We start from the raw sequence: 12,381 nt of genomic DNA, 5'->3' as shown, positions 1-12,381 counted from the left end.
GGTTATCCTTGCATCTGCGGCTTGTGCGCGGTGACGTGAATATAGCGGCCAAGACTGATAAACGGTTCCTGACGGCAATACCGCGTTTCTAATTCTGTTAAGGTGTCAAAACAGTCACGCTGTTTGTGTTTTTCACGCAGATAATCATGAAACACCCTGACGCCCGTCTTCCCGGTTATCTGCCAGCCAATCTCTTCCAGCCAGCCGTAAACCTGCTGGGGATCGCGCGGATAGTCCGGGGAAAGCGTGCGCTTTTTCTTTTTAGGCATTCCGACCTGAACATAGTCGAAGTTGCCCGCAACCATGTTGTGCATCAGGAAGCCGTTAGCATTGTAGAACATCAGCGACAGCGTACCGCCCGGGCGTAGCATCGACCACAGGGTTTGTAACACGCTTAACGGATCGGCTATCCATTCCAGCACCGCATGAAACAATATCAGATCAACCTGGGTTTCCAAATGCTGTGCGATGTCCTGAGCGGCGCATTGTACAAAATGCATGTTGTCGCTCACACCTTTCTCCTCTGCTGCACGCGTGGCACGCGCAACCATCTCAGCAGAAAGATCGCAAAGTGTGACGTGATGACCGCGCTCAGCCATTTTTATGGCCGTCTGCCCTTCACCGCCTCCGGCGTCAAGCACGCGCAACGTTTGACCGCCATACGTGGCCAGAATGGTGTCCAGATCCTGCCAGAGGATCGTCTGACGTAACTGCCCTTTTGTGGTGCCGTATATGTTGCGCGAAAACTTTTCCGCGATGTCATCAAAATTGCGATCCCGCATTGGGAGAGTTCCACTCGCTAACTGCAAAACCGCTATTTTGTCACACCCGCGCGGAGAATGAACCTCTCTGGTGTAATATCACGGGTATTCGCCTGCTATATGGTTAAAAAAGGAACCAAAAAGGATGCTTTTTACCCTGAAGAAATACATTGGAGGCATGATGCTTCCCCTTCCGCTACTGCTGCTCATCATCGCGCTGGGGCTGGGGCTGGTGTGGTTTAGTCGCTTTCAGAAAAGTGGCAAAACGCTGATCACCTTCGGCTGGCTGGTACTGCTGCTGCTGAGCCTGCAACCCGTCGCAGACAAACTGTTACGTCCCATCGAAAACACCTACCCAACCTGGCAGGGAAACCAGAAAGTGGAGTACATCGTGGTGCTGGGCGGCGGGTATACCTGGGATCCAAACTGGGCCCCCAGCTCCAACCTGATCAATAACAGCCTGCCGCGCCTGAACGAAGGTATTCGCCTGTGGCTGGCTAATCCGGGATCGAAAATGATCTTCACCGGCGCGCCAGCCAAAACCAACCCGGTCAGCACGGCTGAAGCCGGCGCCAGGGTGGCGGAATCCCTCGGCGTGCCGCGCTCCGCTATTATCACGCTGGACAGTCCGAAAGATACCGAAGAAGAAGCCGCCGCGGTGAAACAGGCTATTGGCGATGTTCCGTTCTTACTGGTGACATCTGCTTCACATCTGCCAAGGGCAATGATTTTCTTCGAAAAACAAGGTCTGCACCCGCTTCCCGCGCCGGCGAACCAGATGGCCATTAACGCCCCGCTCAACCCATGGGAACGGGTGATCCCGTCCCCAATGTGGTTGATGCATAGCGATCGCGTCGGCTATGAGACGCTGGGACGCATCTGGCAGTGGCTGAAAGGCTCCTCAGGCGAGCCAGGGCAGGAGTGATTTTGTCGCAAGGTCAAAGTTGGCGCGGTTGAAACGTCCGGTATTCACCAGCTGCGCCACTTCATCCCACAATAAATAAAGCCAGCGCCGCCAGAGAAACGCCTCCGCAACGGGCGCGCGCTGCAGATAGTGCCACAGCAAGCCTTCAGCGGCCGCGCTGTCGCTGAGCCTGAACAGGTCGTACTCGCGCGGAGCCCAGAGCATGACCCCTGGCCCCAGCATTGCCAGAAGCTGATCGCTACGAGAATCTTTAAGCATGCTACGCAGGGTAAAATTACCGTGTATCAACACGCAGTTGTCGTTAAAGCCCTCAAACAGCGCCGGTAAACACTCCCGGGTGCGGAACAGGATACGTTTATCCTGCATGGTCAAGCCGGTGTTGTTGAACTGATTAAGCGTTCCCCACAGCACCTCCACCCGCTGGCGATACCACAGCGGCCAGAGATTTTCCTGAGTGCTGTCGACGGGTCCCACAAGGCCACGGCTATCCTGCCGGTGCCAGGCCAGCAGTGCCTCCACAATCTGGTCTTTCAGTTGTTCCCAGCGCTCCGGTGTACGCGCCGGGGCTTCAACGGATACTCCGCGTAAACGCTCAATCAGCAGAACATCCGGACCGGGGTGCTCTTCATGCGTCATCACCCCATAAACCGTCGGCATACGCACGGTTCCTTGCCGCGCGAGCATTGAAATTTTCCAGGCGAGCTGCCTGGCTACACCCGGCGAGGTAAAGCTTCGGGCCATCAGCGGCATTGGGTTTCCCTGACTGTCGTACAACGACCAGAGCGCGGTATCTGCCTTTTCACTTACACATTCCACCCGGCTTAACTTCTCGCCAAGCAGGTGACTCAGTTCGGCACGCAGCTGTTCCATATGAGATTACCCCCATTAAGACTACTGCTTTTATAATGAGCGCGCAGGACGCAGATGTCACCCTGCGGAGATCAATTATGGAAAAGATAAGAGAAAATAAACGGCGGAGTGCATCCCTCCCAAAAGAGGGATGCCGCAAGGATTAACGCAATTCAGCGCGAACGCGCTCAAGATCTTCTGGGGTGTCTACGCCTGTACCAGGCACCTCTTCGGCGACGGCAACGTGGATCTTTTCGCCGTACCAGAGCACACGAAGCTGTTCCAGCATTTCAATATGCTCCAGCGGACTCGGTGTCCAGGTTACATACCGGCGAATAAAGCCAGCGCGATAGCCGTAGATGCCAATATGGCGCAGGAAGGTATCGCCAATGGTCTCTTTGGACACCGCAAAGCGATCACGATCCCACGGGATGGTGGCACGGGAGAAATAGAGCGCATAGCCCTCCGCATCCGTCACAACCTTCACCGCGTTCGGGTTGAACGCTTCTTCCGCGTGGTGGATAGGTACCGCGAGAGTTGCCATGCCAACCTGACGCTGCGCCAGGTTTTCCGCCACCTGACGAATAATCGCCGCCGGGATCATCGGTTCGTCGCCCTGCACGTTAACGATTACCGTATCGTCGCTGAATGCGCATTTCTCAACCACTTCAGCCAGTCGTTCAGTACCAGACTGGTGATCGGCGCGGGTCATGCACACTTCCCCGCCTGCGGCTTCAACCGCACGCGCAACATCAGGATGATCGGTGGCCACGATAATACGGTCAGCGCCGGACTCACGGGCGCGTTCAAGGACATGCACAATCATTGGCTTGCCGTTGATATCTACCAGCGGCTTACCCGGCAGACGCGTTGAGGCGTAACGGGCAGGAATAATGACGACAAAGCTCATGGTTTGCTCTCTTCTGCGACCAGGGAACGGGCTTCGTTTTCCAGCAGTACCGGAATACCGTCACGCAGCGGGAAAGCCAGGCTGTCCGGTTTGCAAATCAGCTCTTGTTTGTCCTGGCTATAGTAGAGTTTGCCGTTGCACACCGGGCAGGCAATAATTTCAAGTAAACGGTGATCCATAGTTCCTCCGTATGGGTAATCGCTAAAGCTTAACACATTCTCTTTTCAGGGCGTGCCTGTTTCCCAGCCACTTCGACAGGATGTAAAGAGTCCGTCAGGCACGCGGCCCAGCGTCACTTCACAGGCCTTCTGCCAGCAGGCGAAATCATTGATGGCGGATGTTAACCCTTTTTCCAGGGGCGCGGTTAACCTGACGCCCTCTTCCAGATACAGCGCAATGACCTCTAGCGTGCCGGTTTTACGGTGCATTTTGGCATCCATGCGCCCTACCAGTTGTCCCTTGTGCAGCAGGGGCAAAACAAAGTAACCGTACTGGCGCTTTGGCGCGGGAGTGTAGCACTCCAGCCGGTAGCTGAAATCAAACAGCTGCTCGGCCCGTTTTCTGTCCCAGACCACCGGATCAAAAGGTGACAGCACCGCGCTATGGGTTGCCTGAAGTTTACCTGCTTCAGCTTGTGGCAGCAGCGGGAGTAAATCCGCATGCAGCCACATTTCGCCCAACTTCTCTACAGAGACCGGGATAACCCGCTGTTCACGCTGCCAGTTATCCAGCAACGGTTTCAGCTCGGGCTGTCGGAGACGGTAATAATCGGCCAGCCATTGCGGACGGAAAATACCCAGACTGCGGGCGCTGTTTTCAAGCATGACGGCTTCGGCTGCCTCCTGTGTGAGCAGGTCGCGCTCGTCGTCCCAGTGAGGCATCACCCGCTGCGTCAGGTCGTACACCCGTTGAAAATTACGCCGCTCGACTACCATCACCTTGCCTGATGTAAACAACCCTTCGAGATGACGCTTGTGCGGTTTCCATTCCCACCAGCCGCTTGCCCCTTTTCGTGGATGTTCAAAATCCGCGGAACGTACTGGCCCCTTTTCCGCGATATGGGCAATGAGCTGCTCAATCTCAGCCGCATGCTCGTGCATCCACGCCTGCCGGTATTTCCAGCCCATTTTTTCCGGGGCGAGCATACGGTGGCGAACCAGGGCAAAATCGCTGCGGGGCAGGAAACAGGCTTCATGTGCCCAGTATTCCATCAGCTCTCCCTTGCTGAGCGCATCATCGAGCCACTGAGGCGGATAATTACCCAGCCGGCTGAACAGCACCAGGTAGGGGCTACGAGCCACAATGTTGATGGTGTCGATTTGCAACAACGACATGCGTTGCACGGTAGTGAGGATATCGGCAGGCTGCGCGCGGCGACGGGGCTTTTTAAGAAGTCCTTGTACGGCAAGGTGCAAGTTACGTGCGGCTGAAAGCGAGAGTTGCGGTAAAGACATGCGTTTTCCTGTCAGTCAAAGCGCCACCAGAACCGCGTAAGCTCTTAATGCACCAACGCAATCAGTTCCTGGAGCAAGTGTTCCGGCTGCTCGCCGCTGAGTTCAGCGTCAACCGGCAGATACCACCAGTTTTCTTTCGCAAAAGCGCGGCATTTCACCGCATCTTTTTCGGTCATGATTAATGTCTGACCGGATGTTGTCAACGCGTCTACCTGCTCCGCCACCAGCGCCTGGTGATCGGCCAGCGGAACACGCTTTTCAAGGCGGGCACCACACTGTTCCAGCGTTGCGAAGAAACGCGGAGGATGACCAATACCTGCCATCGCGACCAGCGCCGGTAGCCGGGAAACGGCCTGTCGTTCACCGGTCAACAGGTTAATTGCCATGCCTGGCTGGAGTTGCATCGGGATCTCCCCCGGCTGTGCCACACCGCCGTTAACAATCACCGCATCCACGGACTTCAGGCGCGAAGCGCGTTCACGCATGGGGCCTGCAGGCAGCCACCAGCCGTTGCCAAAACGGCGTACGCCATCAATGACCACAATCTCTTTATCACGCGCCAGCGCGTAATGCTGCAGACCGTCATCGGTAATAATTATTTGCACGTCGTGTTCGGCAAGCAGCGCCTGAACAGCATCACTACGCACCGGAGAGACTGCGACAGGCGCGCCAGTACGCTGATAAATCAATACCGGCTCATCCCCCGCCTCGGCGGTCGTCGTGTCCAGCGTCAGGAGCAGTGGATAGTGCGCCGCTTTGCCGCCGTAACCTCGCGACACCACGCCGGGGCGGATGCCGCGCTTTTGCAGTTGCTCAACCAGCCAGATGACCACAGGGGTTTTACCGTTCCCCCCTGCCGTGAGGTTACCCACCACGACAACCGGCACCGGCGCACGCCACGCCCGCTTTAGCCCCAGACGGTAAAGCAGACGAATAATGCCGCTCACCAGACCATACAGCCAGGAGAGCGGCAGAAGCAGCAGCCACAGCGGGGACTCACCGGACCAGATGCGGGCAATCATTCGCCGAACTGCATCTTATGGAGCTGAGCGTAAACACCACGCTGTGCCAGTAAATCGGTATGGCTACCGCGTTCTACAATGACCCCATCCTCCACAACGACGATTTCGTCAGCCTGTTCAATCGTTGACAGGCGGTGCGCAATCACCAGTGATGTACGGTTCTTTTGCAGTTCATCCAGCGCAGACTGAATTGCACGTTCAGATTCTGTATCCAAAGCAGAGGTTGCTTCGTCGAGGATCAGAATAGGGCTGTTACGCAGCAGTGCACGGGCGATGGCGATACGCTGACGTTGACCACCGGAGAGCAGAACTCCATTCTCACCGATGATGGTATCCAGGCCGTTGTCCATCTTGTTAATAAAGTCCATGGCATAGGCCATGCGAGCGGCTTCTTCAATCTGCTCGCGGCTGTACTCTTCAGTGCGCGCATAGGCAATGTTGTTCGCAACAGTATCGTTGAACAGATGCACGTTCTGAGAAACCAGCGCAACCTGGTTACGCAGCGACTGCAGGGTGTATTCCCGCAGGTCGTGACCGTCTAACAGAATTTCACCCTGATCGATGTCGTAGAAACGGGTAATCAGGCTGGCAATCGTCGATTTACCCGAACCGGAACGGCCGACCAGCGCAACGGTTTTGCCTGCCGGAATGGTCAGGTTGATGTTACGTAATGCTGGAACTTCACGGCCAGGGTAAGTGAAGGTCACGTTGCGGAATTCGACATCGCCCTTTGCGCGCTCAATGACGCGAGTACCTTCGTCTTTCTCTTGCTCAGAATCCAGGATGCTGAACAGCGTCTGGCATGCTGCCATCCCGCGCTGGAACTGGGCGTTAACGTTGGTCAGCGACTTCAGCGGACGCATCAGCGCAATCATGGAAGAGAACACAACGGTGATGGTCCCCGCCGTCAGCGTTTCCATTACGCTCGGGAAGCTTGCCGCATACAGGACGAATGCCAGAGCCAGAGAGGCAATCAGCTGAATAATGGGATCAGAGATTGAAGAGGCCGAGACCATTTTCATCCCCTGCAGACGCATTTTGTTGCTGACTTTATCGAAGCGTTTTGTTTCGACCTCCTGCCCGCCGAAAATCAACACCTCTTTATGTCCTTTCAGCATCTGCTCAGCGCTGGTGGTCACCTGCCCCATCGTATTCTGCATATTCTTACTGATATTGCGAAAACGCTTTGAAACGACGCGGATCGCGACAGAAACAACCGGAGCCAGCACGATGAGGATCAGCGACAGCTGCCAGCTATAATAGAACATCATCACGAACAGACCGATAATTGACGCACCTTCACGCACAACGGTAATCAGTGCGCTGGAGGAAGAGGATGCCACCTGTTCTGAGTCATAGGTGATACGTGACAACAACGTACCTGTCGATTGTTTGTCAAAGAAGGCCACCGGCATGCCCATCATGTGGCTGAACAGCCGACGGCGCATTGTCATGACCACTTTTCCTGACACCCAGGAGATGCAATAACTGGAAATATAGCTGGTGATACCGCGTAAGATCATCAGTCCGATCACCACCAGAGGCATCCATAGCAACACTGAGCGATCCGTTTTACCAAAACCGTCATCCAGTAACGGTTTGAGGAGCGATAACATAAAAGTATCGCTGGCTGCGTTGAGAACTAACGCTATACCCGCCACGATTAAACCTGCTTTAAAAGGTGCAATCATCGGCCAGAGTCGGCGGAAGGTTTGCCACGTGGAGAGATCTTTGTCGTTATGCATTCAAAAAACCAGCATCTGTTGAAATAGCCGCATATTCTACCCGTTATCGACGGGCGCGCCAAACCACTGATGATACCAACGCGGTAAATATTGCTCCCGCAACCGTCGGATTTGCCAGGCATGTTGCGAAAACGTCACCGATATTTGGCCCGAATGAGGGGTATCGTGCCAGACATAGCCCTCCTTTCGATAACGCTTCACCACCTTCACTGACGGGAATCGCCACGCATTGTAACGGGCCGCAGAATCCAGCGCGATTTCACCTCCCACCCGTTGTACCAGCGGCAACGATGAGGAGGTATTACTGCCATGGTGCGGCACCTGTATCACCGTTGACGTCAGATAACGCCAGTAATGGCTAAGCATAGCCTGTTCCGCTTGCGCTTCAATGTCCCCTGTCAGCAAAACACTCTGCTCACCGTCATCAATTTTAACCACGCAGGAGCGATTGTTACCCTGGGCAGTGGATCCAGCCGGTGGCCAGTGGACGGTGAATGTTAACCCCTGCCATTTCCACTGCTGCCCGCGAAAGCAGGAAAGATGCTGCGCCCACCCCAGCGGGCTTCGTACCCATAAGCCGGGCCATGCCGCCTGCAGCGATGCCAGACCACCAGCATGGTCCAGGTGCTCGTGACTGAGAATAACGCCCTCTGGTTGCAGGTGATGCCAGCGTAACCACGGAATGATCAACTGCTGCGCACTGTCTCCCCCAGGCCAGCCGGGACCGGTGTCGTATAGAAGCGCTTTACCCTGCCGCTCAATAACCATTGATAGCCCCTGCCCCACATCCAGCATATGCAACGTCCAGCTATCGGTTTTCTCCGTTCGCATGAATGGGGATGCCAGCACGACAGTTCCTGTCAGACACACCGCCGGCATGCTTTTCCAGGAGCGAAAACGCCAGCCGATAATGGCCAGCCAGGGCAGTAATGTCAGGTACTGCCAGCGCTCATCGACGTCCTGCCAGCCATCAGGCAGACGCTGCAGCAGCCAGAACAAACCGGCCAGGGACTTATCTGCCGCAAACCATACGCCAGTTTCCAGAGAGACCAGCGGGAGCAGGTGCAGTAGCATACCGAGCAGGATCAGCGGAACCGAGATAAAGGTCACCAGCGGAACGGCAAAGAGATTGGCTACCAGCGAAGAGACGCTGAAGCCATGGAACATCAACACCTGCAAAGGCAGGAGCAGCAGCAACATCCCAACCTGCAGATAGAGTAAATTTACCAGGGGTCGCACCCGGCGAGTCCAGCGCCAGCTGGGGAGTGGCAGCCACTGATACCAGAAAATCAACGCCGCGACAGCAAACGCTGACAACACCAGGCTTTGAGAAAGCACCGCCAGCGGATCAACGATGAGTATCGCTGCAATACAGCTACACCAGATCTGCCATGCAGACCACTGACGCGCGCCGATCCGCAGAGCGGCCAGCACCGCAAGCGCGATGACCGTGCGTAATGCAGGCGGCTGCAGACCCGTTAGCCATGCGTAGAAGGCCGCAAAAAACAGTCCCGCAAGCAGAGGCATCTGCCAGCGGATCCACTGACACGGCAATAAAAACTGAAAACCCCTGGCAAGCGTCCAGATGATGGAAGCCGCCAGCGTGATATGCAAACCCGAGATCGCCATCAGATGCGACGTGCCGGTTTCACGCATCAGTGTTTTTATTTCCCGGGGCACATCCAGGCGCTCGCCCATCCCCAGCCCCAGGATCACCGCTCCCCAACGATAGGCTGAAAGGGTGTCGTGCAGCGATGACAGATAGCGGGCACGCAAGCTGCAGCGTTCATCAATGATTTCTGCCCGTGTAAAACGTCCGCTCAACGTTTGATGCCGGGCAAAAGCATTTCGCTGAGGATCATATCCTCCGTCGTTCAGTTCACCATGTACAGGCCTTAGCCTGAGCGTCATGGCCCAGCGTTGACCCGCGCAGCCCTTTTGCGGCAGGTAATTGCCATACAACACGATGCCCGTCGATGCCCACCAGCGTTTGCCATTAAGTGCAACGATTTTACCCTGATGGACTGTTGCGCCATCGGTGGCGGTGATCTCCACCTCTGCCTTGACTGCACCGGTGGTTAAATGCTGCATCGGCCAGACGCTTTCCTGCGCAGCCAGAATGCCCCACGCGCAAAATAACAACCCCATACCGATACACTTCAGACTGATGCTTCGCTGTAAGCCCAGCACCAACCCGCCGGCAACCATGATCCATAAAGTATGCCGTGCAGGTAGTTCAGGTAACCAGAGTAGCGGCACTATCGCCAGAATGGCGCACAGACTTAGTGTGGGAATTCCCATTACGACCTCCCTGTTTCAGGGCGGCAGTATGTAAGAAGAGGGAGAGAGGCGTCAGTTGAATAAAATGCAGGTTACAGCGCACGCTGCACTGTTTTTGTCGGTTTGCAGAAAACGACACGGGGATTGCGGCACGGCTTCAGAATAAAAACGATAAGTACAAAAAAAGCACCCGGAGGTGCTTTCTTTTGAACCCAGTTTAACCTGATGGCTAAACTCAGTTGCCGTAAATATTGGCGCGATCGCGCAGTTCTTTACCCGGCTTAAAGTGTGGAACGTACTTACCTTCCAGCTCGACTTTATCGCCAGTCTTCGGGTTACGCCCGGTACGTGGAGCACGATAGTGCAGAGAAAAACTACCGAAACCGCGGATTTCAATGCGCTCGCCCTGGGCAAGAGTGGTGGCCATATGCTCCAGCATCTCTTTTACGGCATCTTCCACTGCTTTAGCTGGGATATGCGGTTGCTGACTGGCAAGTCTTTCAATCAATTCTGACTTGGTCATGATTCCTCCGGTTCCTTTCAAACCAATTAGCTGAACAGCTCATTAAACAAGGGCGGCCGTAGCCGCCCTTTGTTATTGATTACAGGACGAATCCTGCAATCTGTCAAGTTTGCTCCTCATCCTTCGCGCGATAAATGCGTTACCGCTCAAAGGATGCTGAGGACTTGATATTACTCGCCTTTAGCTGCTTTGAAAGCTTCAGCCATTGCGTTGTTAGAGAAGTTTGCATCTTCCTGTTTGTTAACAGTAGCGATTGCATCTTTCTCGTCAGCTTCGTCTTTCGCACGAACAGACAGGCTGATTGCACGGTTCTTACGGTCAACACCGGTGAACTTAGCTTCAACATCGTCGCCAACGTTCAGAACCAGAGTGGCATCTTCAACGCGGTCACGTGAAGCTTCAGAAGCGCGCAGGTAACCTTCAACGCCGTCAGCCAGTTCTACGGTTGCGCCTTTAGCGTCAACTGCAGTCACTTTACCGTTTACGATTGCGCCTTTCTTGTTCAGTGCAACCCAGTTGTTGAACGGATCTTCTGCGAGCTGTTTAACGCCCAGAGAGATACGCTCACGCTCTGCGTCAACCTGCAGAACAACTGCTGCGATTTCGTCGCCTTTTTTGTATTCACGAACTGCTTCTTCGCCTGCAACGTTCCAGGAGATGTCAGACAGGTGAACCAGGCCGTCGATGCCGCCGTCCAGGCCGATGAAGATACCGAAGTCAGTGATAGACTTGATTTTACCTTCAACACGGTCGCCCTTGTTGTGGGTTTCCGCGAACTGCTGCCATGGGTTGTTTTTGCACTGCTTCAGGCCCAGGGAGATACGACGACGTTCTTCGTCGATATCCAGAACCATAACTTCCACTACGTCACCAACGTTAACAACTTTGGATGGGTGGATGTTTTTGTTGGTCCAGTCCATTTCGGAAACGTGTACCAGACCTTCAACGCCTTCTTCGATTTCAACGAAGCAGCCGTAGTCAGTCAGGTTGGTCACGCGGCCAGTCAGTTTGGTACCTTCTGGGTAACGCTTAGCGATAGCTACCCATGGATCTTCGCCCAGCTGTTTCAGGCCGAGGGATACACGAGTACGCTCGCGGTCGAACTTCAGCACTTTAACAGTGATTTCGTCGCCCACGTTCACGATTTCGCTTGGGTGCTTAACGCGTTTCCACGCCATGTCGGTGATGTGCAGCAGGCCATCAACGCCGCCCAGGTCAACGAATGCGCCGTAGTCAGTGAGGTTCTTAACGATACCTTTGACTTCCATGCCTTCCTGCAGGTTTTCCAGCAGCTGATCGCGTTCTGCGCTGTTTTCGGATTCGATAACGGCACGACGGGAAACAACAACGTTGTTACGCTTCTGGTCCAGCTTGATTACTTTGAACTCAAGCTCTTTGCCTTCGAGGTGCAGGGTGTCACGGACTGGACGAACGTCTACCAGAGAACCTGGCAGGAACGCACGAATACCATTCAGCTCAACAGTGAAGCCACCTTTAACTTTGCCGTTGATAACACCGACCACAGTTTCAGCTTCTTCGTAAGCTTTCTCCAGCGTGATCCATGCTTCGTGACGTTTAGCTTTTTCACGAGACAGCAGGGTTTCGCCGAAGCCGTCTTCTACTGCGTCCAGAGCAACGTCAACTTCGTCACCTACCTGGATTTCCAGCTCGCCCTGGGCGTTTTTGAACTGCTCTGCCGGAATGGCGGACTCAGATTTCAGACCGGCGTCAACCAGTACAACGTCTTTGTCGATAGCAACAACAACACCGCGAACGATGGAACCCGGACGGGTTTCGATTTCTTTTAAGGATTCTTCAAACAGTTGAGCAAAAGATTCAGTCATGTTTAATCTTCAGGTTAATATTAACGTCCACCTGGCTCCGTGCCGGATGGGGTTGTTTCACATACCCG

Annotated in this window: 11 protein-coding genes; 1 reads left to right on the top strand and 10 read right to left on the bottom strand. The window is 54.7% G+C overall.

The window, feature by feature from the left end:
• Positions 1–2 precede the first annotated feature (2 nt).
• The gene (gene cmoM / locus ACQG22_RS07730) at positions 3–782 is read right to left on the bottom strand and encodes a tRNA uridine 5-oxyacetic acid(34) methyltransferase CmoM (RefSeq protein WP_102752525.1); all 780 of its coding nucleotides are present in this window, start codon (positions 780–782) and stop codon (positions 3–5) included.
• 124 nt (positions 783–906) lie between these two features.
• Between cmoM and elyC the strand changes: the two genes are divergently transcribed.
• Positions 907–1,686, top strand: coding sequence for an envelope biogenesis factor ElyC (elyC, locus tag ACQG22_RS07725; protein WP_013097297.1), 780 nt, complete (start codon positions 907–909; stop codon positions 1,684–1,686).
• On the opposite strand, the gene ACQG22_RS07720 is transcribed toward elyC, so the two are convergent.
• From ACQG22_RS07720 to rpsA, 9 genes are all read right to left on the bottom strand, one after another.
• Positions 1,663–2,556 (bottom strand): YcbJ family phosphotransferase, encoded by an 894-nt coding sequence (locus ACQG22_RS07720; RefSeq protein WP_013097298.1) that lies wholly within the window; start codon positions 2,554–2,556, stop codon positions 1,663–1,665. The genes elyC and ACQG22_RS07720 overlap by 24 nt on opposite strands.
• Before the next feature lie 142 nt (positions 2,557–2,698).
• On the bottom strand, positions 2,699–3,445 hold the full coding sequence (gene kdsB, locus ACQG22_RS07715) for a 3-deoxy-manno-octulosonate cytidylyltransferase (protein ID WP_013097299.1): 747 nt from the start codon (positions 3,443–3,445) through the stop codon (positions 2,699–2,701).
• Entirely contained in the window at positions 3,442–3,624 is a 183-nt protein-coding gene (ycaR, locus tag ACQG22_RS07710; RefSeq protein WP_013097300.1) for a protein YcaR, read from the bottom strand. The genes kdsB and ycaR overlap by 4 nt, the downstream gene beginning before the upstream one ends.
• Before the next feature lie 45 nt (positions 3,625–3,669).
• The gene (locus ACQG22_RS07705; protein ID WP_369706397.1) at positions 3,670–4,899 is read right to left on the bottom strand and encodes a winged helix-turn-helix domain-containing protein; all 1,230 of its coding nucleotides are present in this window, start codon (positions 4,897–4,899) and stop codon (positions 3,670–3,672) included.
• Positions 4,900–4,943: 44 nt separating this feature from the next.
• Complete coding sequence (gene lpxK, locus ACQG22_RS07700; RefSeq protein ID WP_369706396.1) at positions 4,944–5,921, bottom strand: tetraacyldisaccharide 4'-kinase; 978 nt, start codon at positions 5,919–5,921, stop codon at positions 4,944–4,946.
• Positions 5,918–7,666, bottom strand: coding sequence for a lipid A ABC transporter ATP-binding protein/permease MsbA (msbA, locus tag ACQG22_RS07695; RefSeq protein ID WP_013097303.1), 1,749 nt, complete (start codon positions 7,664–7,666; stop codon positions 5,918–5,920). Before msbA ends, lpxK begins: the two co-directional genes overlap by 4 nt.
• 36 nt (positions 7,667–7,702) lie before the next feature.
• The gene (locus tag ACQG22_RS07690) at positions 7,703–9,967 is read right to left on the bottom strand and encodes a ComEC family protein (protein ID WP_129252579.1); all 2,265 of its coding nucleotides are present in this window, start codon (positions 9,965–9,967) and stop codon (positions 7,703–7,705) included.
• 214 nt (positions 9,968–10,181) lie between these two features.
• Positions 10,182–10,469: an integration host factor subunit beta gene (gene ihfB / locus ACQG22_RS07685; RefSeq protein ID WP_003858233.1), complete on the bottom strand. Its 288-nt coding sequence runs from the start codon at positions 10,467–10,469 to the stop codon at positions 10,182–10,184.
• 170 nt (positions 10,470–10,639) lie between these two features.
• On the bottom strand, positions 10,640–12,313 hold the full coding sequence (gene rpsA, locus ACQG22_RS07680; protein ID WP_008499966.1) for a 30S ribosomal protein S1: 1,674 nt from the start codon (positions 12,311–12,313) through the stop codon (positions 10,640–10,642).
• Between the last annotated feature and the right edge of the window lie 68 nt (positions 12,314–12,381).

Source organism: Enterobacter cloacae complex sp. 309I3 (assembly GCF_050031595.1).
Classification (GTDB): Bacteria; Pseudomonadota; Gammaproteobacteria; order Enterobacterales; family Enterobacteriaceae; genus Enterobacter; species Enterobacter cloacae.
This window is presented reverse-complemented; position numbering and strand designations above follow the sequence as displayed.